We start from the raw sequence: 23,262 nt of genomic DNA, 5'->3' as shown, positions 1-23,262 counted from the left end.
GCTGACGCGACGGGCGGACGGTCGGCGGCTACCCGGCCCCGAGGAGGACTTCGCCACGGCGCCAGGCCGTCGGCGATCGGCCCGTGAACTCGCGCCAGTCCCGCACGAGATGGGCCTGGTCGGCGTAACCGGAGACGGTCGCCACATCGGCCCAGGGGAGCGGGTCCTGCGCCGCCGCCAGTTCGTGCGCGTGCTCGAAGCGCAAGACTCGGGCGAAGGTCTTCGGCGACAGGCCCACCTCACCGCGAAACCGCTCGGCGAGGTGCCGACGGCTCCAGCCGAGATCCGCGGCGACCGCACCGACCTGGACGCGGCCCCGCGCGGCGACGAGGCGGCGCCAGGCCTCGGCCACCTCGGGGTGCACCCGGCGCACGCGGTCGCCGCCGGCGCCACGGCCGACAGCTCGGAGGAGCAATTCGTCCAGCGCGGTGAACCGCGCCGCGCATGTTGTCGCCGCTCGGAGCCGGTCGACCAACTCGACGCCGAGCGCTCCGAGAAGCTCGTCAAGTGGAACCAGTCGGTGGGCGAGCTCGGCGGCGGGCATGCCGTAGATGGTCCGAGCCCCGAGCGGTGTCAGCGATACCTTCACACCTTGCTGGCGTCCGTCGTGGTGGATCGCGACGGACCGGCACATCAGACCGCCGGCCACGCTGCTGAATCGGGTGACCGGCGACCCGTCGTCAACGCCCGCCGCCATCTCCATAGGGTCTGACAGGCTGATCACCGCGGTGAGTACGCGGCTCGGCGGGCCGCAGTGCACCCCCGCCGGGAGCCCGCGGAGGTCGAAACCGACATACGAGTCGACATACCGTCGCAGGGCGGGCGCCGGACGTGCACCGATCCCGGTGGCCGTGTGGTCCTCCATCTTCGCCAGTGTACGAGCGCCGCCGAGCCCGGCAAGATCACCATCCGGACCGCGAAGCCTTGTCCACAGCCGAACAGCTACTCGCCCTCGCCGAGCGCGTCTTGCGGATCTCCGTGTCAGATCCGAAGGGGGAGCCACGGCCGAGCCTCCGTGAGGACCTGGCCGGGCGGGGCCGGGAAGCCCTCGCCCGAACGTCGGCACGCGGTCCGTCAGGGACGGGCGTACGGCCGGGTCATGATCTCCATGTTGTGGCCGTCCGGGTCGGCGAAGTAGGCGCCGTGGCCGCCGAACAGGTCGTTGGTCCGGCCGGGTTCGGTGTGGCTGGGGTCCGCGTAGTACGTGACGCCGAGCACCTCCAGGCGGGCGATCATGGCGTCGAACCGGGTGTCGGGGACGAGGAAGGCGTAGTGCTGGGACTGGATCGGCCCGTCCCTGAACTCGTAGTAGTCGAGGGTCACGCCGTTGCCGAGGTCGATGGGCAGGAAGGGCCCGAAGGGGGCGCCGACCTTCAGCTCCAGGACCGCGGCGAGGAACTCGGCCGACAGCTGTCGGTCCGTCGCGTAGACGACGGTGTGGTTCAACTGGACGGTGGCCGTGGGCAGTTCGGAGGAGTTCAGGTTCGGCTGCTGCTGGTCGTGTGACATGAGTGAGGTGTCTCCGGGTCTTTGGGTGCGCGCGTCGATGGGCGCGTGTACGCGCATGCGCGTTCTGGGCCAGGGCACACCGCTCGGGCGGCTGCGCCTGCTGCAAAGACACGGAGAAACGGCGGGGCCCTGGCCCGCCTCGCGCTCACGCCGAGGCCGGGAACCCCACTCGTGCATGGCCCAAGGCCGACCCGGCAGTCACCCGAACGACCTTAGTGCCGGGCCGGGGCCGGGGCAACGCGGTTTCCCGGCCGAGCCCCAGAGGGCTCCCGCCTCCTACCTCCTACTTCCTACCGCGCCGCCCCTGCCCCGCTGCACGAGCCCGCCCGGTGTCAGTTCACGGACACCGCCGACCAGGCCGCACCCACCGCCCGGTACTCCGCACTGCTCGCCCCGTACAGATCCTTCGCCGCGCTCAGCGTGGCGACCCGCGCGCCCGCGTACTTCGTGGACGACGTCATGTAGACCGTCAGCGCCCGGTACCAGATCGCGCCGAGCTTGGCCTTGCCGATGCCGGTCACCTTCGCGCCGTTGCAGGTCGTGCCGTTGTGGGCGACGCCGCCGATGGTCTTCGGGCCGCTGCCCTCCGCGAGCAGGTACGCGAAGTGGTTGGCGACGCCCGAGGAGTAGTGGACGTCCAGGTCACCGACCGTGGAGGTCCAGCAGTCCGCGGAGTCGCCGTCCTTGGAGGGCTGGTCCATGTAGCGCAGCGCGGAGCGGCCGAAGCCGGACTTCACGATCTTCTCGCCGATCCGCCAGTCTCCCGGGTCGGCGGGGTTCTTGGCGTAGAACTCCACCAGCGTCCCGAAGATGTCCGACGTCGCCTCGTTCAGGCCGCCTGGCTCGCCCGAGTACGTCAGCGCCGCCGTCTTGGACGTCACGCCGTGCGACATCTCGTGCCCGGCCACGTCCAGGGACACCAGCGGTCCGAAGGTCTTCCCGTCCCCGTCCCCGTACGTCATGCAGAAGCAACTGTCGTCCCAGAACGCGTTGTTGTACGCGCTGCCGTAGTGCACCCGGTTGAACGAGCCCTTGCCGTCGCCCGCTATGCCGGTGCGCTTGTGGACGTTCTTGTAGTAGTCCCAGGTGGTGTCGGTGCCGTACTGCGCGTCCACCGCCGCCGAGGCCCTGCTCGAAGTCGCCCCGGTTCCCCAGTGGTTGTCGGCGTCGGTGAGGACGGGCGCGGGGGCACGCTGGTAGCAGATGATGAGAATGCAGGAGTCCGTCTTGTTCTTCGTGTCGCCCGTGTACGTGTTTCCCCGTGTGGCGTCGGAGAGTTGGTACGTCGAACCGGACCGCGTCGTCTCCAGCGGGACCTTGCCGCTGTAGAGGGAACGGCCGTCCCCGGTCGCCGTCTCGATGCTGTCCCAGGCGTCGATCTGCTTGCCCGTGACCGCGTCGGTGAGGACCACGCGGGCGACCGGGTTGCCGAGCGAGTCCTTGCCCCCGGCCTCGGTACGCCAGGCCAGCCTGGGAGCACCGTGCAGGGCGTCAACGACCAGCCGGGGCTTGGCGGTTACCTTGCGGAGCGTCTCGCCGACGTTCGCGAGGCGCAGCGCCGCGGCGGCCAGATCGGCGGCCTTCGGGGCGGACACCGACGGCGTGATGCCCGTGAGGGAGAGCGGGCGCGTGGTGGCCCGGTCGGTGGACCGGTAGGCGCCGGCCGCCGTCATGTGGACCACGAAGTCGCCGCCCAGCACGGGGAGTTGGCGGTACGTCCGGTCGTAGCGCACATGCTGGGTGCCGTCCGCGTCGACGACCACGTCACGGGCCCTGGTGTCCTGCGCGGAGGTGAGACCCAGCCGGGCGGCCTGGTCGGCGAGCACCGCCGCCGCGTTGCCGAGGACGGTGTCCCGGGTCGGACCGTCGGCCGTCACGGCGCTCGGGGCCAGCGCCCCCGCCAGCAGAGTGGTGGCCGCCGCCGATATACCGACGGTGGCGAGGCGCGAGCCTCGGATGTGCCGTGTCCGACTCATCGAACTCCTCGGGAAGGCACGCGAAACGCGTGGTGGTGGGGGGAGTGGGGAGTGACTGGTGGGGGTGTCCGCCCAGTTCTAGGTGGCCCGGACCTGGCATGTCCATAGCGGACTGCCGGGGGATGTGTGAGGGGTGAGAATCGTTTCTGCAAAGGTCCGGGCACGCCGGGAGAGACCGGTGGGAGCAACCCCGGAGACGCTGGGGAGAGCAAGCCCCGGAGACGCCGGGGAGACCGGGGAGAGGAGACCATCGGGTGAGCGGCCGACTGCCCTTCTTCGTCTACGGGACCCTGCGCCCCGGCGAGCACAACCACGACCTCTTCCTGCGCGGCCGTACGCGCTCGGAGGTGCCGGGACGACTCACCGGCGCGGTGCTCTACGACGGTCCGGGCTATCCGTACGCCGTCGAGGAACCCGGCGGCGTGGTGTGCGGCGAACTGGTCACGGCCGACCCCGACCGGTACGGCCAACTCCTCGGCGCCCTCGACCGGTTGGAGGAGTACGCCCCGGGCGACCCCGGCAACCTCTACGAGCGCGTGGCCCGAGAGGTGACCCGCGAGGACGGCACGGACGTACGGGCCTGGGTGTACGTGGCGGCCCCCTCGGTCGCGGCGGCGCTGCGGGCCCGGGGGAGACGCATCGACGGGGGCGACTGGCGGACGCGCTGAGGCGGGGGATCACGTGACGCCCCTTTTTAGGGGCGCGGGGCTGTGTCAGATGCGGCCCCTCCCCCACTCTCGGCTTCGCTCAAGCGGGGGACCCCCAGCGTGGGCGCGACAAGCCGCAACGGGCCCACGCTCGACCCACAAGACCGACCCACAAGATCAGCCCACCCGCTCAACCCTCTCCACCCGCACCGCACACGCCTTGAACTCCGGCATGCGCGAGGTCGGGTCGAGGGCCGGATTGGTCAACGTGTTGGCCCGCCCCTCGCCCGGCCAGTGGAACGGCATGAACACCGTGTCGGGCCGAATGGAGGTGGTGATCCGCGCGGGCGCGACCGCGCGCCCGCGCCGCGACACCACGGCCAGCGGCTCCCCCTCCACGGCCCCGACCCGCTCGGCCAGCCGAGGATGCAACTCCACGAACGAACCGGGCGCGGCGGCGTTCAGCTCGTCCACCCGCCGGGTCTGCGCACCGGACTGGTACTGCGACACCACCCGCCCGGTGGTCAGCAGCACCGGATACTCCTCGTCCGGCTCCTCGGCCAGCGGCCGATGGTTCACGGCGACGAACCGCGCACGCCCGTCAGGGGTGGCGAACCGGTCGAGGAAAAGACGAGGGGTGCCGGGATGGACGCCGGTCTCCTCAGCACCACCCTCCTCAGCGCCACCTTCCTGGTCACGGGCGGAGCCACTCGCCGGACACGGCCAGAACACCCCGTTCTCCTCCACCAGGCGGCGATACGTGATGCCCGAGTAGTCGGCGGGCCCGCCCGCGCTGGCCCGGCGCAGTTCCTCGAAGACCTCCTCCGGGTCGGTGGGGAAGCCCTTCGACACGCCCAGCCGGCCGGCCAGTTCGTGCATCACGTGCAGATCGCTGTGGACGCCCTGAGGAGGAGTGATCGCCTGCCTGCGCAGCAGGACCCGCCCCTCCAGGTTGGTCGTCGTGCCGCTCTCCTCGGCCCACTGGGTGACGGGCAGGACGACGTCCGCGAGCTCGGCCGTCTCGGACAGCACCACGTCGGCGACCGCCAGGAAGTCGAGGGACTTCAGCCGCTCCTCGATGTGGGCGGCCCGGGGCGCGGACACCACCGGGTTCGACGCCATCAGCAGCAGCGCGCGGATGTCCGTACCCATGGCGTCGAGCAGCTCGTACGCGCTGCGGCCCGGGCCCGGCAGCGAGTCGGGATCGACACCCCAGACCTCGGCCACATGGCGGCGGGCCGCGGGATCGTCGAGCTTGCGGTAGCCGGGCAACTGGTCGGCCTTCTGGCCGTGTTCACGCCCGCCCTGCCCGTTGCCCTGCCCGGTGAGGCAGCCGTATCCGGAGAAGGGCCGCCCCGGACGCCCGGTCGCCAGACAGAGGTTGATCCACGCGCCGACGGTGTCCGTACCCTTGGAGTGCTGCTCGGGCCCGCGCGCGGTGAGCACCATCGCGGACTCCGGCTCGCAGAACATCCGTACGGTCTCCCGGAGTTGGGGCACGGACACGCCCGTGATCCGCTCCACGTACTCCGGCCAGTGCGCCATCGCGGCGGCCCGCGCCTCCTCCCAGCCGCTCGTACGCTCCTGGATGTACGCCTCGTCCGTACGCCCCTCCGCCACCACCAGGTGCAACAGCCCGAGGGCCAGGGCGAGATCAGTGCCCGGGCGGGGCGCGAGGTGCAGGTCGGCCTGCTCGGCGGTCCGGGTGCGGCGCGGGTCGATGACGACCAACGTGCCGCCGTTCTCCCTGAGTTCGGTGAGATAGCGGAGCGCCGGCGGCATGGTCTCGGCGAGGTTGGAACCGACCAGGATGACGCACCCCGTCTTCGGGATGTCCTCCAGGGGGAAGGGCAGTCCCCGGTCCAGGCCGAAGGCCTTGATACCGCCGGCCGCCGCGGACGACATGCAGAAGCGGCCGTTGTAGTCGATCTGCGAGGTGCCGAGCACGACCCGGGCGAACTTCCCGAGCGCGTACGCCTTCTCGTTGGTCAGCCCGCCCCCGCCGAACACCCCGCACGCGTCCGGGCCATGCTCCGTACGCGTGCGGGACAGCTCCTCGGCGATCCGGTCGAGCGCCTCGTCCCAGCCGGCCGGCTCCAGCACTCCCGCCCTGCGGATCAGGGGCGAGGTCAGCCGCACCCCGGGGGAGAGCAGCGCGGGCGCGGTACGGCCCTTGCCGCACAGGGCGCCCCGGTTCACCGGGAAGTCCGGGCGCTCCGTCACCTCGACCGGACTGCCGGCGCCGCCCGGCGCCGGCGTCAGATTCATGCCGCACTGCAGGGCGCAGTACGGGCAGTGGGTGGGCGTGGCGGTGGTCTGCATACCGGTCAGCGTGCGGCGGCCGTGTTACGCGGCGGGACGCTCCCCGTTACACGGCAGGCACGGGGACCTCCCCGCCGGAACCGGCGGGACGTGAGGACGTCCCGCCGGCCCCTCTCAGAACCAGCGGCCACTCAGCCGCCGGTTCGGTCGCCGGCTCAGCACACGTACGCGTAGTACGGGACGTCGCCCGGGTCCAGGCCGATGCGTCCGACCCCGCCGGGGCCGATCTGGATACAGCTCGGGTCGAAGCCGTCGACTTCGACACTGGCCTTGATCGTGTAGTTGCACACGTTGTGGATGTCTGCCCAATCCTCGCCGTAGGCACCGAGCTTGGCGCATCCCGGCTCCTTCGCCGCCGCGTCGTCGTCCGCCACGGCGGTCGTCATGGCGGCCGGAGCCGAGAACAACGCCGCAGCCATCGCGGCGACGAAGGCGGTACGCAGACCAGTCATCATGTGTCCTTTCCCTTGGGCCCGGTTCGGATCCGAACCCCCGAAAAAGACACTATCCGTAATCAGTTGACTACAGAGCGCTGCGTAATCGGTTTCACGCGGCAGGGTGAGCGGTCCGCGTCAAACCCGGCGGCCCGCGTGATCTGCGTCTCGTCGACTATCGGCCACTCGCCGCCAACGCCCGTTCCACGCCCGGCTCTTGGGGCCCGAGGAAGTGGGGATCCGGCTCGAAGACCGCGTCCAGGAGCGCCTTCCCCGCCGCGAAGACCTCCCGGGCGCCCCCGTAGTACCAGGTCACGTCGTGCACGGCGTCCACCCCGACCCCGTACGACGTCACGCCCGCCTCCTGGCAGAGCGCGACCGCCCGCCGGATGTGGAAGCCCTGGCTGATCAGCACGGCCCTGTCGACACCGAAGATCTTCTTGGCGCGAACACAGGAGTCCCAGGTGTCGAAGCCCGCGTAGTCGCTGACGATCCGCGCGTCGGGCACGCCACGCTCCGTGAGGTAGGTACGCATGGCGTCCGGTTCGTCGTAGTCCTCGCGGCTGTTGTCGCCGGTGACCAGAACCACCTTCACGCGTCCGTCCCGGTACAGCTCGGCCGCCGCGTCCAGCCGGTGCGCGAGGTACGGCGACGGCTCGCCGCGCCACAGCCCCGCCCCGAAGACGACCGCCACCTCGGTGCGCGGCACGTCCGCCGTCGTCCGCAGCCGGTCGCCCGTGACCACGTACATCCACGTCGACGGAAGCAGCGCGAGGACACACCCGGCCATCACGGCCTGCACGGCCCGCCGCTGCCCGGTCCGGGTGCGCGGCAGACGCGGTCTCGGCAGATGCGGCCTCGGAAGGCGAGGTCGCAGCAGGCGCGGTCTCGGCAGCTTCGGCAGCTTCGGACGTCGCATCGGACGGTCCCTCCCCAGGTGGCCTCGACCCTGAGGACGCCCATTACGGTGATCCGGTTCGCCCGGCGTACAGTGACCAGCTTCACTCGGAGAGCCGTATTCGCAGGTCACGGCGCCTCACAGGCCCCGTACACCCCACCGTGAACCCCCGGAAAACACCCGTCATTCCCGCGCAACGGGGCGGCAACCTCCGACCCGCACCATTGGTGCATGACGGCGTCGAACTCCGCTCGCGACGAGTCCAAGCCCCGCCCCGGCGGCCAGCCGCTGCGTGGCGCCCACCTCGACAGTACGGCGCAACTCATGAACCGGATCACCAGCCAGCTCGGCAGCCAGCTCAGCCTCGTGTCCCTCGACGGCACCCGGCGCCCCGCCCCGCCCGCGCTCGTCCTCGTGGGCCACGGCAGCCGCGACCCGCGCGCCCTGAGCACCGTCCGGACCCTCCTGGACCGGATCCGCGACCTGCGCCCCGGCCTGCCCGTGCACCTGGGGCACATCGAGCTGAACGAGCCCCTGCTGCCCGACACGCTCGCGGGCCTCGGCACCGGCGACGCCGTCCTCGTACCGCTGCTGCTCAGCCGCGGCTACCACGTCAAGCAGGACATCCCCGAGGCCGCGGCCGCCGCACGGGCGAACACCCGCGTCGCCGGGCCGCTCGGCCCGCACCCGCTGCTCGTGGAGACGCTGTACGAGCGCCTGACGGAGGCCGGCTGGCGGGCGCCCCGGGACGACGCGGAGCGCCGGTCCAGCGGGGTCGTGCTCGCCGCCGCCGGATCCCGCGACCCCGACGCGGCCGTCGACACCCGCCGCACCGCGGGCCTCCTGGCCGAGCGACTCGGCGTCCCCGTCGTCCCGGCGTACGCCTCCGCCGCGTCCCCCACCGTCCCCGAAGCCGTACGGGCCCTCTCGGCCCGGGGTCGCCACCGCGTCGCGGTCGCCTCCTACTTCACGGCCCCCGGCCGCTTCTCCACCGAGTGCGCGGCGGCGGCCCCCTGGATCGCCTCGGCTCCCCTGGGCGCCCACCCGTCAATGGCCCGCCTGGTCCTGCACCGCTACGACCAGACCCTGGCGACCCCGGCGACACCGGAACGGGCACTGGCCTCGGCGTAGCCGCTCAGCCCCCGGCGGACGCGCAGGCGCACAACGCCCGCGCCCCGATTGTCGGCGGCTCCGCTTACTGTTCAGGACATGGAAGGCACCAGCACCGACACCGCCCAACCCCCGTACGAGCCCCATATCGCACCCCCCGGTTACGACCCCACGTCGGTGGCCCGCTGGGCAACAGAGCCGGACAAACGCCCCGGTCGCACCGCCTTCCAGCGCGACCGCGCCCGCGTACTGCACTCCTCGGCCCTGCGCCGCCTCGCCGGCAAGACGCAGGTCGTCACGCCCGGCACCCGGAGCCAGGTCTGGGACGCGAGCCCCCGCACCCGCCTGACCCACTCCCTGGAGTGCGCCCAGGTCGGCCGCGAGCTGGGCGCCGCCCTAGGCTGCGACCCCGACCTCGTCGAGGCGGCCTGTCTCTCCCACGACCTGGGCCACCCGCCCTTCGGGCACAACGGAGAGCAGGCACTGAACGAGTTCGCGGAGGACTGCGGCGGCTTCGAGGGCAACGCACAGTCGCTCAGACTGCTCACCCGCATCGAGCCCAAGCGCTTCGTGAGAAGCGAATCGAGCGGCGACCTCGTCAGCGTCGGCCTCAACCTCACCCGCGCCGCCCTGGACGCCGCCACCAAGTACCCCTGGCCGCGCGGCGCCCACCCGACCGACCCGAAGTCCCCGAAGTTCGGGGTCTACGACGACGACCGCCCCGTCTTCGACTGGGTCCGCGAGGGCGCCCCCGGCACCCGCACCACCTTCGAGGCCCAGGTCATGGACTGGGCCGACGACGTGGCGTACTCCGTGCACGACGTGGAGGACGGCCTCCACGCGGGCCACATCGACCCCAACTGCCTGCACGCGGAGCCCGAGCGGCAGGAGATCTTCGCGGTAGCCGTCGGGCGGTACGTCCCGGTGGACACCGACCCCGCCGAGCTCGCCGAAGCCCTCGACCGCCTCCTGGACCAGGAGTGGTGGCCGCACGGCTACGACGGCTCGGCGGTCGCGCAGGCCCGGCTGAAGGACGCCACCAGCCAGCTCATCGGCCGGTTCTGCCTCGCCGCGGAGGGCGCCACGCGCGCGGCGTACGGGACGGGCCGGCTCACCCGGTACGCGGCCGAGCTGGTCGTTCCGCACGCGGCCCGCCTGGAGTGCGCGGTCCTCAAGGCCGTCGCCGACCGGTACGTCATGCAGCGCGCCGAGCAGGAGCGGCTCCGCGCCGACCAGCGGATCGTGGTCGCCGAGCTGGCGCAGGCGCTCACCGCCCGTGCGCCGGACGGCCTGGACCCGCAGTTTCGAGCCCTGTTCGACCAGGCGCCGGACGACCGTGCCCGCAAGCGGGTGATCGTCGACCAGATCGCGTCCCTGACGGACGCCTCCGCGCGATCACTGCATGCGAGGCTCACGGGGTAGCTGTGGCGTCCGGACGAGGAGGGTGTGACCCTGCGTGGCCTGATCGGGCCACTCCCTCTTCCCCCATCACGCTCCGTGCGGGACGCTCGCATGTGGCGACATCCTTACGAGGAGGCATCAAGTGGTCGACGCAGATCAGACATTCGTCATCGTCGGAGGCGGGCTGGCCGGCGCGAAGGCGGCCGAGACGCTCCGGGCGGAGGGCTTCACGGGCCGCGTGATACTGATCTGCGACGAGCGCGACCACCCGTACGAACGCCCGCCGCTGTCCAAGGGCTATCTGCTCGGCAAGGAGGAGCGCGACAGCGTCTTCGTCCACGAGCCCGCCTGGTACGCGCGCAACGACGTCGAGCTGCACCTCGGCCAGACCGTCGACGCCATCGACCGGACCGCGAAAACCGTCCGCTTCGGCGACGACGGCACGCTCGTCCACTACGACAAGCTGCTGCTGGTGACCGGCTCCGAACCGCGCCGCCTCGACATCCCGGGCACGGACCTCGCGGGCGTCCACCACCTGCGGCGCCTGGCCCACGCGGAGCGCCTCAAGCACGTACTGACCGCCCTCGGCCGGGACAACGGCCACCTCGTCATCGCGGGCGCCGGCTGGATCGGCCTGGAAATCGCCGCGGCAGCCCGTGAGTACGGGGCCGAGGTCACCGTCGTCGAGCACGGGCCGACCCCGCTGCACTCGGTCCTCGGCCCCGAGCTCGGCCAGCTCTTCGCCGAGCTGCACCGCGAGCACGGCGTCCGCTTCCACTTCGGCGCCCGGCTCACCGAGATCATCGGCCAGGACGGCATGGTCCTGGCGGCCCGCACGGACGACGGCGAGGAGCACCCCGCGCACGACGTCCTGGCCGCCATCGGCGCCGCCCCGCGCACCGGCCTCGCCGAGGCCGCGGGCCTCACGATGGTCGACCGCGCGCAGGGCGGCGGCATCGCGGTCGACGAGCGGCTGCGCACCTCGGACCCCGACATCTACGCGGCCGGTGACGTGGCCGCCTTCCACCACGCGCTGTTCGACACCCGCCTGCGCGTCGAGCACTGGGCGAACGCCCTGAACGGCGGCCCGGCGGCGGCCCGCGCGATGCTGGGCCGCGAACTGACGTACGACAGGGTGCCCTATTTCTTCTCCGACCAGTACGACGTAGGGCTTGAGTACTCGGGCTGGGCGCCCCCGGGCACGTACGACCAAGTGGTGATCCGGGGAGACGCGGCCAAGCGCGAGTTCATCGCCTTCTGGGTGAAGGAAGGACGGGTGCTGGCCGGGATGAACGTGAATGTGTGGGACGTCACGGACCCGATCCAGCAGCTGATCCGGACCCGGACCCAGGTGGACTCCGAGGCACTCGCGGACCCGCACGTTCCGCTGGACAGTCTGGTCCCATGACCGACGGCGGCGCTCGACTGTCACACCGTCCCCGTAGAATCCATGCGTGGCTGGAAGGATCAACGACGAGGACGTGAAGGCTGTTCGGGACGCGGTCCCGATCGACGCCGTGGTCTCGGAGTACCTCCAGCTGCGCAACGCGGGCGGCGGAAACCTCAAGGGTCTCTGCCCCTTCCACGACGAGAAGTCGCCCTCCTTCCAGGTCAGCCCGAGCAAGGGGCTCTTCCACTGCTTCGGCTGCCAGGAGGGCGGCGACACCATCACGTTCGTGATGAAGGTCGACCACCTCACCTTCTCGGAGTCGGTCGAGCGCCTCGCCGCCCAGGCAGGCATCACGCTGCGCTACGAGGAGGGCGGCTACAACCCCTCCCACCAGCGCGGCGAGCGCATCCGCCTGGTCGAGGCCCACAAGGTCGCCGCCCAGTTCTACATCGAGCAGCTCGACACCAGCTCCGAGGCCGACACCGGCCGCAAGTTCCTCGCCGAGCGCGGTTTCGACCAGGCCGCGGCCACCCACTTCGGCGTCGGCTACAGCCCCCAGGGCTGGGACCACCTCACGCGCCACCTCCGCGGCAAGGGTTTCTCCGACAAGGAGATCCTCCTCTCCGGCCTCTCCCAGGAGGGCCGCCGCGGTCCCATCGACCGCTTCCGCGGCCGCCTCATGTGGCCGATCCGCGACATCGGCGGCGAGGTCGTCGGCTTCGGCGCCCGAAAGCTGTACGAGTCGGACAACGGCCCGAAGTACCTGAACACACCCGACACGCCGATCTACCGCAAGTCCCAGGTCCTCTACGGCATCGACCTCGCCAAGAAGGACATCGCCAAGAGCAGCCGGGCCGTCGTGGTCGAGGGCTACACGGACGTGATGGCCTGCCACCTCGCCGGCATCACCACCGCCATCGCGACCTGCGGCACGGCCTTCGGCGGCGACCACATCAAGATCCTCCGACGGCTCCTGATGGACAACGGCTCGGCGCGCGTGATCTTCACCTTCGACGGCGACTCGGCCGGCCAGAAGGCCGCCCTGCGCGCCTTCGAGGACGACCAGAAGTTCGCCGCCGAGACGTACATCGCCATCGCCCCGGACGGCATGGACCCCTGCGAGCTGCGCCTCGCGAAGGGCGACGCGGCGGTCGCCGACCTGGTCGAACCGCGCACCCCGCTCTTCGAGTTCGCCCTGCGCCAGATCATCCTGCGCTACGACCTGGAGACCCCCGCGGGCCGCGCCGCCGCGCTCGACGAGGCGGCCCCGATCGTCGCCCGCATCAAGAACACCGGCGCCCAGCACGAGGTCGCCGTCCAGCTCGCGGGCATGCTCGGCATCCTCGACACACAGTTCGTCGTCAAGCGCGTCTCCCAGCTGGCCCGCTGGGCCCGCGACCGCGGCGGCAAGGGCCCCGCGCCCACGAGCACCGGCCGCCCCCCGCAGAGTTACGAGAACAGCGGACCCAGGCCGTCCTCCGGCCCCGCCCTGACCCTCCGCAACCCCGTGTTCGCCACCGAGCGCGAGCTCCTCAAGCTCGCCCTCCAGCGCCCCGAACTGGTCTCCCCGGCCTTCGACGCGTACGGCGTGGACGAGTTCACCGCCCCGCCGTACGCGGCCGTCCGCGAGACGATCATCGAGGCGGGCGGCGCGGAGTACGGCGTCCAGGACCCGCAGGAGTACCTGGTCCGCGTCCGCGAGGCGGCTTCCGACGACGCCGTCCGCGCCATGGTCACCGAGCTGGCCGTCGAGGCCATCATGCGCAAGACCGTCGACGAGCACTACGCGGGCGATCAGCTGGTCGCCGTCCGCCGTCGAGCCGTCGAGCGCCGCGTCCGGGACGTCCAGGGCACCCTCGCCCGCGCCAGCGCCCAGGGCGACCCGGCCCAGCTGGCTGCCGTACAGAACGAGTTGTGGGTGCTCCAGCAGTACGACCAGGCCCTGCGCGAGAAGGGCGCGAGCGCGCTCTGAGACAGGCGTGCGCGGGCCGGTTCGGCGGCGTACGGCGGGGCACCCGTCGCTGTGGCCGCCGGCTGCGAAGGCAGCCGGCCGTGGGCGGGCGCGACGCGCGTCGGCCCGGGACCGGCGCCGGCCACCCCGTGGCGCAGCCGTTCATTCCCGGCAGCACTGTCACGGTGGACCGTCACGTGTGACCCGCAATCGGAACCGGAGACTCGGGGATCGTGCCAGATCAGGGCACGCACGGGCACACGAGCTTTCCGCGAGGGTAACCACGCGGTCACGGACCGGACTCAAAAAGTCACCGCACGCCCCTCGTGGCGACGATGTGTCGTACTCCACACTGGGTTCCGGTGCCTGAGTCCTCGGAGCGCGGCCGACCCGAACGCGACGGGTCCATTGTCCCCGCGGTTCCGCTCAATGACTTCGGGAGGGACAGCGGCAAGGCCGTCGGCCCCATCCCTGACGTACCGCTGCCGCACGCCCCAGCAGCGACATTCCTGGAGGTCGCCCCCGTGCAGACCCAGACCCTCACCCAGACCGACAACACCAGCGACACGGACGCGGATTCCGACGTCATCGCGGCCGTACCGCCGCAGAGCCGTGCCGCGCACCACCCCGAGACGGCGGCGGAGCCGGAGAGTTCACCGGCCGCGCCCGACGAGCCGCCCGCCACCCTCGTGGAGACCGAGGCGCCGGAGCCGGTCGAAGTGCCCCGCGGGCGTACGGACACCGGTGGGCCCTCGTCCGACCTGTTCCGCCAGTACCTGCGGGAGATCGGCAGGATCCCGCTGCTCACCGCGGCGGAGGAGGTGGAATTGGCACGCCGGGTCGAGGCAGGCCTCTTCGCGGAGGAGAGGCTGCGGGTGGCTCCCGACCTGGACAGCCAACTCGCCCTGGACCTCGACAAGTTGGTGGTCATGGGCCGGATGGCCAAACGCCGGCTCATCGAGGCGAACCTCCGGCTGGTCGTCTCCGTCGCCAAGCGGTACGTGGGGCGCGGGCTGACCATGCTCGATCTGGTCCAGGAGGGAAACCTGGGGCTGATCAGGGCCGTTGAGAAGTTCGACTACGCCCGTGGGTACAAGTTCTCGACGTACGCGACCTGGTGGATCCGCCAGGCCATGTCGCGGGCCCTCGCCGACCAGGCCCGGACCATCCGAGTGCCCGTCCACGTGGTCGAGTTGATCAACCGGGTGGTGCGGGTGCAGCGGCGGATGCTGCAGGAACGGGGTTACGAGCCGACGCCCGAGGAGGTCGCGGCGCACCTCGACCTGCCCAGCGAGCGGGTGAGTGAAGTCCTGCGGCTGGCCCAGGAGCCGGTGTCCCTCCACGCTCCCGTGGGCGAGGAGGACGACGTCGCCCTCGGGGACCTGATCGAGGACGGGGACGCGACGAGTCCTGTGGAGTCGGCGGCCTTCCTGCTCCTCCGTGAGCACCTGGAGGCGGTCCTCTCGACCCTCGGCGAGCGCGAGCGCAAGGTCGTCCAACTCCGGTACGGGCTGGCCGACGGCCGCCCCCGCACGCTGGAGGAGATAGGCCGCATCTTCGGCGTCACCCGCGAACGCATCCGCCAGATCGAGTCCAAGACCCTGAACAAACTCCGCGACCACGCCTTCGCAGACCAATTGCGGGGCTACTTGGACTGACCGGGGGTTTTTCTCGCCCCCGCCGCCCCTACCCGTCCCGTCCCTGGGGGCTCTGCCCCCAGACCCCCGTATCGCGCTGGCGCGCTCGTCCTCAAACGCCGGACGGGCTGAAGGTGTCGGCCCGGGCTGCGAAGTCTTCAGCCCCTCCGGCGTTTGAGGAGCGGGGGTTCGGGGGCTGGCCCCCGAGACGGGACAGGTAGGGGCGGCGGGGGCGAAATGAATCCGCCGACCCCCGAGTGGCTCAGTCCACCTCCACCACGGCCTCCGCGAACTGGGCCTTGTACAGGCGCGCGTACGCGCCGTCCGCCGCCAGCAGGTCCGCATGCGCGCCCTGCTCCACGATCGACCCGTTCTCCATCACGAGGATGGTGTCGGCATCGCGGATCGTCGACAGACGATGCGCGATGACGAACGACGTCCGCCCGTGCGCGAGCTTCGCCATCGCCTTCTGGATGAGCACCTCGGTACGCGTGTCCACCGAACTGGTCGCCTCGTCCAGCACGAGGATCACCGGATCGGACAGGAACGCCCGAGCGATCGTGATGAGCTGCTTCTCACCCGCGCTCACCCCGGACCCCTCGTCGTCGATGACGGTGTCGTACCCGTCGGGCAACGTACGGACGAACCGGTCGGCATGGGCGGCCCGGGCGGCCTCCTCGATCTCCCCACGCGTGACCTCACGCGAAGCCCCGTACGCGATGTTCTCCGCGATCGTCCCGCCGAACAGCCAGGTGTCCTGCAGCACCATGCCGATCCCGGCCCGCAGTTCGTCCCGGGACATCGTGGCGACGTCGACCCCGTCGAGGGTGATGCGCCCGCCCGTGACCTCGTAGAACCGCATCAGCAGGTTCACGAGCGTGGTCTTGCCGGCGCCCGTGGGCCCGACGATCGCGACCGTGTGCCCCGGCTCCACCTTCAGCGACAGATCCTCGATGAGCGGCTTCTCCGGGTCGTACCGGAAGGAGACTCCCTCCAGCGCCACCCGCCCCAGCAGCTCCTCGGGACGCGCCCCCGTCACCGGGTCCGCCTCCTGCTCCTCCGCGTCCAGCAGTTCGAAGATCCGTTCCGCCGAAGCGACCCCGGACTGCACGAGGTTCGCCATCGAGGCGACCTGGGTGAGCGGCATGGAGAACTGCCGGGAGTACTGGATGAAGGCCTGCACGTCACCGATCGACAGGGAGCCCGACGCGACCCGCAGACCGCCGACCACGGCCACCAGCACATAGTTCAGGTTCGACACGAACATCATCAGCGGCTGCATGACCCCGCTGTTGAACTGCGCCCGGAACCCGGCCTCGTACAGCTTCTCGTTCTCCTCGGCGAACTGCGCCGCCGACTCGTCCTGCCGCCCGAAGACCTTGACGAGGTTGTGGCCGGTGTACATCTCCTCGATGTGCGCGTTGAGCTTGCCGGTGGTCCGCCACTGCTGCACGAAGTGCGGCTGCGACCGCTTGCCCACCCGGGTGGCGACGACGAACGACAACGGCACGGTGACCAGCGCGACGAGCGCGAGCAGCCACGACACCCAGAACATCATCGCCAGCACGCCGACGATCGTCAGCAGCGAGTTGACCAGCTGGCCCATCGACTGCTGAAGCGTCTGCCCGATGTTGTCGATGTCGTTCGTGGCGCGGCTGAGCACCTCACCGCGCTGCCGCTTGTCGAAGTACGACAGCGGCAGCCGCGACAGCTTCGTCTGCACGTCCTCGCGCATGTTGTACATCGTCCTGTTGACGGCCCGGTTGACCAGCCGCGTCGCCACGGTCATCAGCAGACCGGCCACCAGGAACGCCACGAGCGCGAGCAGCAGCACCTCGCCGACCGCGTCGAAGTCGATGCCCTTGCCCGGGGTGAAGTCCGTCCCGGAGAGCATGTCGGCCATGCCGCCGTCGCCGCGCTCCCGCATCGCCGCGAGGGCCTCGGCCTTGGTCTGCCCCGCGGGCATCTCCCGCCCGACGACCCCGGCGAAGACGAGGTCGGTGGCCCGGCCCAGGATCTTCGGCCCGAGGACCGAGAGGCCGACGCTGAACACGACGGCGACGAGCATCACGTACAGGGTGGCGCGTTCCGGCTTGAAGTGGGAAAGCAGCCGCTTCCCGGACCCCTTGAAGTCCATCGAGTGCTGGTCGGGACCGCCCCCGGCCATCATCCGCCCCATGGGCCCGGCCATCAGGCTGCCTCCGCTTCCGTCAGCTGGGAGAGCACGATCTCCCGGTATGTCTCGTTCTCCGCCATCAGCTCGTGATGGCCGCCCGCGCCGACGACCCGGCCCTCGTCGAGGACCACGATCCGGTCGGCGTCCCGAATGGTCGACACCCGCTGGGCGACGATCACGACGGTCGCCTCGGCCGTCTCCTGCGCGAGCGCCCTGCGCAGCGCCGCGTCCGTCGCGTAGTCGAGCGCCGAGAAGGAGTCGTCGAAGAGGTAGATCTCGGGGCGCTGCACAAGGGTCCTGGCGATGGCGAGCCGCTGCCGCTGACCGCCCGACACGTTCGTCCCGCCCTGCGCGATCGGCGAGTCGAGACCGCTCTCGAGCTCCTCCACGAAGCCCTTGGCCTGCGCCACCTCCAGCGCGTGCCACAGCTCCTCGTCGGTCGCGTCCGGATTCCCGTACCGCAGATTGGTCGCCACCGTGCCCGCGAAGAGGTACGGCTTCTGCGGTACGAGGCCCACGGTGCGCGCGAGCAGCCGCGGCTCGACCGTGCGTACGTCGACGCCGTCCACCAGCACCTGGCCGTCGGTGACGTCGAACAGCCGGGGGACCAGGCCCAGGAGTGTGGACTTGCCGCTGCCGGTCGAGCCGATCACGGCGGTGGTCCGACCCGGCAGGGCCACCAGGTCGATGGTCCTGAGCACCGGCTCCTCGGCACCCGGGTAGCGGAACCCGGCGCCCCGGATCTCCAGATGGCCGTGCCGCCGCAGCTCCAGGACCGGCGCCTTCGGCGGGACCACACTGCTGGAGGTGTCCATGACCTCCTGGATGCGCTCGGCGCACACCTCCGCGCGCGGCACCATCATGAACATGAAGGTGGCCATCATCACGGACATGACGATCTGCATCAGGTAGGCGAGGAACGCGGTCAGCGCGCCGATCTGCATCCCGCCGCTGTCGATCCGGTGGGCGCCGAACCACACCACCGCGATCGACGACACGTTCACCACCGTCATGACGATGGGGAACATCAGCGCCAGTATCCGCCCGGTGCCCAGCGACACCTCGGTGAGGTCGGCGTTCGCCTTGCGGAAACGCTCCTCCTCGTACGAGTCGCGCACGAAGGCCCGGATGACGCGGTTGCCGGTGATCTGCTCGCGCAGCACCCGGTTCACCGTGTCGAGCCGCACCTGCATCGTGCGGAACAGCGGCCGCAGCCGGCGCACGATGAGGCTCACCGAGATCCCGAGCACCGGCACGACGGCCAGCAGCACCCCGGACAGCGGTACGTCGAGACCGAGCGCGAGGACGATGCCGCCCACGCACATGATCGGCGCCGACACCAGCAGGGTGAACGTCATCAGGGCGAGCATCTGCACCTGCTGCACGTCGTTCGTCGTGCGGGTGATCAGCGACGGCGCCCCGAAGTGACCGACCTCACGCGCGGAGAACGACTGCACCCGGTCGAAGACGGCGGCCCGGATGTCCCGGCCGACCGCGGAGGCCGTACGGGCGCCGTAGTAGACGGCCCCGATGTTGCAGACGACCTGCGCCAGCGACATGCCGATCATCAGGGCCCCGAAGGACAGGATGTAGCCCGTGTCGCCCTGCACGACACCCTTGTCGATGATGTCGGCGTTCAGCGTGGGCAGGTAGAGCGTCGCGCAGGTCTGCAGGAACTGCAGCAGCACGAGCAGGGCGATGGGTTTCTTGTAGGGCGTGAGATAGGTACGAAGGAGTCTTATGAGCACGCTGGGTCTCTCGGAGTCGGCGGCGGGGCGGTTGGTTGCCCCTGGCCCCTATCGTCGAACACTCCACCCGTGTTACCTCAACTGATTAAGCCAAGAGAGGTCCAAGAGCCGACCGGACCTCGGCCCGAAGCCGTAGGCCGTTCGAGCCACCCGGGCTCCTGAAGTGCCCCCCGAAGTGCTCCCGAAGCGCTCTCGGAGTGCTCTTGAAGTGCTTTTGACGTGCCTTTGAAGCGCCGCGCGAGCGCCTCGAAGCGCCTCGCCGTGCGGGCGAAGCGCCTCAAGGGCGCTTCAGGAGTGCCTTGGAGATGCCTCGGGAGTTCATCAGGAGCTCAGGAGTGCCCCAGGAGTGCCCCAGGAGTGCCCCAGGAGTGCCTCAGGAGCTTCAGGGCCGGAAGGCGCCCGGGTGGGTCTGGTCCCGTACCGACACGTACTGCTGCCGCACGGCCTGGCCCACCGCCAGCTCCTCGCCCGGCTCCAGGATCTGCGCGGCCGCGCCCTGCCAGACGGGCGGCAGCCCCGGCTGGATCGTGCCCTGCGAGGTACCGAGCGCCCAGGCCGCCTGCCGGGCCGCGCCGATCGCCCCGTAGTCCGCGGGCTGCGGCACCACGATCTGCGTACCGAGCAGCGCGGGAGCGCAGGCCTGCACCGCGCTCAGCTCGGCGGCCTGGCCCAGCAGGAAGATCCGCCGCACCTCCACGCCCCGCTTGCGCAGCACGTCCAGCGCGTCCGCGAGCCCGCACAGCATGCCCTCGAAGGCGGCCCGCGCCAGGTGCTCGGGCTTCATCGACTCCCGCCGCAGCCCGGCCAGCGTCCCCGCCGTGTGCGGCAGGTTGGGCGTCCGCTCGCCCTCCAGATAGGGCAGCATCACGAGCCCGTGGGAGCCCGGGGTGGACTTCATCGCCAGGTCCGACAGGGCCTCCAGGTCCGGCACGCCGAGCAGTTCGGCGGCCCCGCGCAGGGCCCGTACGGCATTGAGCGTCGTGACGACCGGCAGGTGCAGCCCGGTCGCGTCCGCGAGGGAGGTGATCATTCCGGAGGAGTCGACGAGCGCCTCGTGGTGCACGGCCATCACGGAACCGGAGGCGCCGAGCGACACCACCGCGTCCCCGAGCCCGATGCCCAGACCGAACGCCGCGGCCATCGTCTCGCCCGTCCCCGCCGAGATCAGCAGCCCCTCGGGCGTCGTCCCAGCGGCCTCCCAGGGCCCGAGCACATCGGGCAGCAGCGCCTGGTGCCCGAGCGCCAGCTCCACGAGATCGGGACGGTACGCACCGGTCGCCGCCGACCAGTACCCGGTCCCGGAGGCCCCGCCCCGGTCGGTGGTCCGGCGGGCCGGGCGGCCGAGCAGCTGCCACACCAGCCAGTCGTGCGCCTGGAGCAGCACGCTGGTGCGCAGCGCGGCCTCGGGTTCGTTCTTCGCGAGCCAGCGCAGCTTCGTCACCGGCTGAGCGGCCTGCGGCACGCAGCCCACGGCCTGTGCCCAGGCCTCGCGTCCGCCGAGGGCGTCGACCAGGTCGGCGGCCGCGACCTGCGCCCGCTTGTCACCGCCGACCATCGCCGGACGCACCGTGTTGCCCTGGGTGTCCACCGGCACGAGCCCGTTCTGCTGGGCGGACACTCCGATGGCCTGAACGCCTTCGAGGAGCCCACCGCCTGCGGCCTCGCCCAGGGACAGCAGCCAGGCCTGCGGGTCGACGTCCGACGGCCGGCCGCCCTCGGACATGCCGTCGATCGGATGCGGGGCATACCCCTGCCTGAGCACGGCTCCGCTGTCCGCGTCGCAGACGACGATGCGAGTGAAATCGGGCGAACTGTCCAGCCCGGCGACTATCCCCATGGCGGAAATTCTGCCGTACGACCGGCGCTGGCCGTACCGGTCCGGCGGAGGCGGCCGTACCGGTTACGTGTTGCTGGTGCCCCAGTCGTCATCGGTACGCGTTCCGTTCGTGTTGCGCTCTCGCAGGTGGCGGACCCTGTCGGCCACCGAGTCGGGGACCCGGTCACCGACCTTCTCGCTCACCACGTGGTACGCCTTCCCGGCGAACTCGCGCCCCTGCTGGGCCGCGGACTCGGCGGTGTTGCGCACCGCCGGGTTCTGCGCGACCTGCTGGGCGGTCTTCCTCAGCTGCTCGTAGCGCTCGCGCCCGGCACGCGTGCCCAGCACGTATCCCAGGGCCAGTCCGGCGACGAACGTGAGCCGGTAGCGCATGGCGGCCACCCTTCTCTTGTGAGTCGGTCCCTTGCGGCGGCGTCGGTCGCAGGCGGGGATTACCGATTGGCGGAGCACCCCCCTGCTTGCGCTAATGTATGTGTCGCAGCGAGCGCACGCCCCCTGGCGAATACCCAGGGAGGTACGTTCGATGCAACGAGGCAATCCCCTGTAGCTCAATTGGCAGAGCAGCCGGCTGTTAACCGGCAGGTTACTGGTTCGAGTCCAGTCGGGGGAGCTTCGGTCTTCCGTAGCTCAATTGGCAGAGCAGCCGGCTGTTAACCGGCAGGTTACTGGTTCGAGTCCAGTCGGGAGAGCAGGCGAACGAGGACCCCGTTGGGGTCCTTTTTCATGCCCTCGGGAACCGCTCCGCCCCAGGTGGGGTCCTCCAGGGCAGGCGAAGTCGACCATCCGAAGCAGGAGATCGTATGAGCGGCTATGCTGCGGCAGACGGCGCGCACAAATGTGCGCGACGCGCCGTAATGGGGCGGTAGCTCAGCCGGTTAGAGCAGCGGACTCATAATCCGTCGGCCGTGGGTTCGAGTCCCACCCGCCCCACCAGGCGCTACGCGTGAAGAATCGATCCGACCAGCAACTTCGCTGGAGGGTCGGGTCCCTTGAAGGGGCCGAGGCGCCGCACCGGACCACGAGGCCCCGCCTCCCGGTGCCGGGTGGCGGAGCCCCTGAGTTGTATGCGGACCGAGGACTCTGGCTAGGGCTTTACGGGCTTGCCGCGGCCCCAGGACCAGGCGAGGCGGTCGGCGCCGGACTGGTTGGTGGTGGCCAGCCAGGGGCGGGCCGTGCTGCCGGTCAGGGTCTGCAGCGAGTAGGTGTCGTCCGTACGCAGACCGGGCCAGTACACGGAGCCCATCTTGAGCTCGCGGAACGTGTCGGTGACGGCCTGAAGGTAGTTGACGAAGTTGTTGTCCGGGGTCGGCTTGTTGTAGTCGAAGCCGGTGGTCATCGGGGAGCCGAACTCGTCCGCGACGGTCCGGTTCGCGCAGTCACCGATGCGGACCTTGAGGTCGGCCACCCACTGGTCGTACGTGGCGTAGTCCTTCCAGAAGCCGTAGTGGTGGAGCGACAGATACGTGCCCTTCAGACGCGGGTCGGCGCAGACCGACGTGACGTGGTCGTTGTAGCCGGCGCCACTGACGAAGACCCGGTTGCGGGGGACCTGCCGGTACGTGTCCAGCCACTTCGCGGCTATGTCCGCCCACTCCGTGTCGGTGTAGCCGTGCGGCTCGTTCATCGGCTCGAAGTAGACCCGCTTGTCGCTCTTGTAGGCCTTGACCACGGTGTTCCACATGGGCCAGTAGGTGGCCGTGTCGTCGATGAAGCCGTCCTTGCGCGGGCCCGTTCCCTCCCAGTAGGAGAGGATCACCTTGAAGCCCTTGTCCGAGGCCGCGTCGATGACTCCGCGATAGGACTTCCAGTAACGGCCGTTGACCGTGTACGGGTTGATCGGCAGCCGGACCGTGTTGGCGCCGAGGTTCGCGCGGAAGGCCGAGATCACCCGGCTGGCCTTGGTGTACGTCTGGGCGTACGTGTCGGAGGTCGACAGGCCGGACAGCACGACCGGGTCGTCGGCGAAGTTGTCGCGCGGGTCGGCCCAGTTCACGCCCTTGAACTGGGTCGTGTCCTTGGCGAGCCCGCTCGTGTGGCCGCCCTTGGGCCCGCTCGGCGCGGCGCCGGCCGGGCTGGCCGCGATGGTGGTGCCGCTGGTCCCGGCGATCAGGAGCGCCACGAAGGCGGCCCGCAGCCGGGGGGTGAAGCGGGTGCCTGCGGGGGTTCTGCGCATCAGCTTGCCCTTTCAGGAGATGGCGGCTCGGCGCATGGCCGGAGCCCTGCGCG

Annotated in this window: 17 protein-coding genes and 3 tRNA genes; 9 read left to right on the top strand and 11 right to left on the bottom strand. The window is 70.8% G+C overall.

Annotated features, from left to right (window positions below; translation table 11 throughout):
• Positions 1–28: 28 nt before the first annotated feature.
• The 3 genes from ACH4YP_RS20410 to ACH4YP_RS20400 form a co-directional block, all read right to left on the bottom strand.
• Positions 29–865 (bottom strand): helix-turn-helix domain-containing protein, encoded by an 837-nt coding sequence (locus ACH4YP_RS20410; RefSeq protein ID WP_398491610.1) that lies wholly within the window; start codon positions 863–865, stop codon positions 29–31.
• Positions 866–1,074: 209 nt separating this feature from the next.
• Positions 1,075–1,509: a VOC family protein gene (locus ACH4YP_RS20405; protein WP_398491608.1), complete on the bottom strand. Its 435-nt coding sequence runs from the start codon at positions 1,507–1,509 to the stop codon at positions 1,075–1,077.
• Between the two features lie 332 nt (positions 1,510–1,841).
• On the bottom strand, positions 1,842–3,485 hold the full coding sequence (locus ACH4YP_RS20400; protein ID WP_398491606.1) for a M4 family metallopeptidase: 1,644 nt from the start codon (positions 3,483–3,485) through the stop codon (positions 1,842–1,844).
• Between the two features lie 254 nt (positions 3,486–3,739).
• Here ACH4YP_RS20400 and ACH4YP_RS20395 point away from each other — a divergent pair, with 254 nt between their 5' ends.
• On the top strand, positions 3,740–4,153 hold the full coding sequence (locus ACH4YP_RS20395) for a gamma-glutamylcyclotransferase family protein (RefSeq protein WP_361068710.1): 414 nt from the start codon (positions 3,740–3,742) through the stop codon (positions 4,151–4,153).
• A 156-nt stretch (positions 4,154–4,309) separates the two neighbouring features.
• Here the strand turns inward: ACH4YP_RS20395 and ACH4YP_RS20390 are convergent, their stop codons facing one another.
• The 3 genes from ACH4YP_RS20390 to ACH4YP_RS20380 all read right to left on the bottom strand — a co-directional run bounded on the left by ACH4YP_RS20390 (position 4,310) and on the right by ACH4YP_RS20380 (position 7,807).
• A complete protein-coding gene (locus tag ACH4YP_RS20390) occupies positions 4,310–6,454 on the bottom strand; it encodes a molybdopterin oxidoreductase family protein (protein ID WP_398491604.1) in 2,145 nt (714 codons plus the stop codon).
• 155 nt (positions 6,455–6,609) lie between these two features.
• Positions 6,610–6,909, bottom strand: coding sequence for a hypothetical protein (locus tag ACH4YP_RS20385; protein ID WP_398491602.1), 300 nt, complete (start codon positions 6,907–6,909; stop codon positions 6,610–6,612).
• A gap of 154 nt (positions 6,910–7,063) precedes the next feature.
• The gene (locus ACH4YP_RS20380) at positions 7,064–7,807 is read right to left on the bottom strand and encodes a vancomycin high temperature exclusion protein (RefSeq protein WP_398491600.1); all 744 of its coding nucleotides are present in this window, start codon (positions 7,805–7,807) and stop codon (positions 7,064–7,066) included.
• A gap of 210 nt (positions 7,808–8,017) precedes the next feature.
• On the opposite strand from ACH4YP_RS20380, the gene ACH4YP_RS20375 reads away from it, so the two are divergent.
• The 5 genes from ACH4YP_RS20375 (at position 8,018) to ACH4YP_RS20355 (ending at position 15,296) form a co-directional block, all read left to right on the top strand.
• Positions 8,018–8,917, top strand: coding sequence for a sirohydrochlorin chelatase (locus tag ACH4YP_RS20375; RefSeq protein WP_361068721.1), 900 nt, complete (start codon positions 8,018–8,020; stop codon positions 8,915–8,917).
• Positions 8,918–8,995: 78 nt separating this feature from the next.
• Positions 8,996–10,318 carry a deoxyguanosinetriphosphate triphosphohydrolase gene (locus tag ACH4YP_RS20370; protein WP_398491598.1) on the top strand — a complete coding sequence of 441 codons (1,323 nt, stop codon included), beginning with the start codon at positions 8,996–8,998 and terminating at the stop codon, positions 10,316–10,318.
• 121 nt (positions 10,319–10,439) lie between these two features.
• A complete protein-coding gene (locus tag ACH4YP_RS20365) occupies positions 10,440–11,705 on the top strand; it encodes an FAD-dependent oxidoreductase (protein WP_361068728.1) in 1,266 nt (421 codons plus the stop codon).
• 46 nt (positions 11,706–11,751) lie between these two features.
• On the top strand, positions 11,752–13,659 hold the full coding sequence (gene dnaG / locus ACH4YP_RS20360; RefSeq protein ID WP_361068730.1) for a DNA primase: 1,908 nt from the start codon (positions 11,752–11,754) through the stop codon (positions 13,657–13,659).
• Positions 13,660–14,000: 341 nt separating this feature from the next.
• Entirely contained in the window at positions 14,001–15,296 is a 1,296-nt protein-coding gene (locus ACH4YP_RS20355) for an RNA polymerase sigma factor (RefSeq protein ID WP_361068733.1), read from the top strand.
• A 241-nt stretch (positions 15,297–15,537) separates the two neighbouring features.
• On the opposite strand, the gene ACH4YP_RS20350 is transcribed toward ACH4YP_RS20355, so the two are convergent.
• The 4 genes from ACH4YP_RS20350 to ACH4YP_RS20335 all read right to left on the bottom strand — a co-directional run bounded on the left by ACH4YP_RS20350 (position 15,538) and on the right by ACH4YP_RS20335 (position 21,408).
• Positions 15,538–17,466, bottom strand: a complete 1,929-nt coding sequence (locus ACH4YP_RS20350; RefSeq protein WP_398491596.1) for an ABC transporter ATP-binding protein — start codon at positions 17,464–17,466, stop codon at positions 15,538–15,540.
• Positions 17,466–19,199: an ABC transporter ATP-binding protein gene (locus tag ACH4YP_RS20345; protein ID WP_361072999.1), complete on the bottom strand. Its 1,734-nt coding sequence runs from the start codon at positions 19,197–19,199 to the stop codon at positions 17,466–17,468. Before ACH4YP_RS20345 ends, ACH4YP_RS20350 begins: the two co-directional genes overlap by 1 nt.
• Before the next feature lie 382 nt (positions 19,200–19,581).
• Complete coding sequence (locus ACH4YP_RS20340; protein WP_361072996.1) at positions 19,582–21,036, bottom strand: FGGY family carbohydrate kinase; 1,455 nt, start codon at positions 21,034–21,036, stop codon at positions 19,582–19,584.
• A 63-nt stretch (positions 21,037–21,099) separates the two neighbouring features.
• On the bottom strand, positions 21,100–21,408 hold the full coding sequence (locus tag ACH4YP_RS20335; protein WP_200398320.1) for a YtxH domain-containing protein: 309 nt from the start codon (positions 21,406–21,408) through the stop codon (positions 21,100–21,102).
• Between the two features lie 165 nt (positions 21,409–21,573).
• Here ACH4YP_RS20335 and ACH4YP_RS20330 point away from each other — a divergent pair.
• The 3 genes from ACH4YP_RS20330 to ACH4YP_RS20320 all read left to right on the top strand — a co-directional run bounded on the left by ACH4YP_RS20330 (position 21,574) and on the right by ACH4YP_RS20320 (position 21,969).
• Positions 21,574–21,646, top strand: a tRNA-Asn gene (locus ACH4YP_RS20330).
• Positions 21,647–21,652: 6 nt separating this feature from the next.
• Positions 21,653–21,725: transfer RNA gene (locus ACH4YP_RS20325), tRNA-Asn, on the top strand.
• Positions 21,726–21,892: 167 nt separating this feature from the next.
• Positions 21,893–21,969, top strand: a tRNA-Ile gene (locus ACH4YP_RS20320).
• Positions 21,970–22,120: 151 nt separating this feature from the next.
• Here the strand turns inward: ACH4YP_RS20320 and ACH4YP_RS20315 are convergent.
• Entirely contained in the window at positions 22,121–23,209 is a 1,089-nt protein-coding gene (locus tag ACH4YP_RS20315; RefSeq protein ID WP_398491593.1) for a glycoside hydrolase family 5 protein, read from the bottom strand.
• Positions 23,210–23,262 lie beyond the last annotated feature (53 nt).

The organism is Streptomyces sp. NPDC020747 (assembly GCF_044334695.1).
In the GTDB taxonomy this organism is placed as follows: domain Bacteria; phylum Actinomycetota; class Actinomycetes; order Streptomycetales; family Streptomycetaceae; genus Streptomyces.
The sequence above is the reverse complement of the archived record's forward strand: the minus strand, read 5'-3'. Positions and strand labels throughout refer to the sequence as shown.

What these genes read in the sequence shown, in the direction of transcription:
- ACH4YP_RS20410 (WP_398491610.1), bottom strand. Translation starts at nt 865, where the DNA reads ATGGAGGACCACACGGCCACCGGGATCGGTGCACGTCCGGCGCCCGCC.
- ACH4YP_RS20405 (WP_398491608.1), bottom strand. Translation starts at nt 1,509, where the DNA reads ATGTCACACGACCAGCAGCAGCCGAACCTGAACTCCTCCGAACTGCCC.
- ACH4YP_RS20400 (WP_398491606.1), bottom strand. Translation starts at nt 3,485, where the DNA reads ATGAGTCGGACACGGCACATCCGAGGCTCGCGCCTCGCCACCGTCGGT.
- ACH4YP_RS20390 (WP_398491604.1), bottom strand. Translation starts at nt 6,454, where the DNA reads ATGCAGACCACCGCCACGCCCACCCACTGCCCGTACTGCGCCCTGCAG.
- ACH4YP_RS20385 (WP_398491602.1), bottom strand. Translation starts at nt 6,909, where the DNA reads ATGATGACTGGTCTGCGTACCGCCTTCGTCGCCGCGATGGCTGCGGCG.
- ACH4YP_RS20380 (WP_398491600.1), bottom strand. Translation starts at nt 7,807, where the DNA reads ATGCGACGTCCGAAGCTGCCGAAGCTGCCGAGACCGCGCCTGCTGCGA.
- ACH4YP_RS20375 (WP_361068721.1), top strand. Translation starts at nt 8,018, where the DNA reads ATGACGGCGTCGAACTCCGCTCGCGACGAGTCCAAGCCCCGCCCCGGC.
- ACH4YP_RS20370 (WP_398491598.1), top strand. Translation starts at nt 8,996, where the DNA reads ATGGAAGGCACCAGCACCGACACCGCCCAACCCCCGTACGAGCCCCAT.
- ACH4YP_RS20350 (WP_398491596.1), bottom strand. Translation starts at nt 17,466, where the DNA reads ATGGCCGGGCCCATGGGGCGGATGATGGCCGGGGGCGGTCCCGACCAG.
- ACH4YP_RS20340 (WP_361072996.1), bottom strand. Translation starts at nt 21,036, where the DNA reads ATGGGGATAGTCGCCGGGCTGGACAGTTCGCCCGATTTCACTCGCATC.
- ACH4YP_RS20335 (WP_200398320.1), bottom strand. Translation starts at nt 21,408, where the DNA reads ATGCGCTACCGGCTCACGTTCGTCGCCGGACTGGCCCTGGGATACGTG.
- ACH4YP_RS20315 (WP_398491593.1), bottom strand. Translation starts at nt 23,209, where the DNA reads ATGCGCAGAACCCCCGCAGGCACCCGCTTCACCCCCCGGCTGCGGGCC.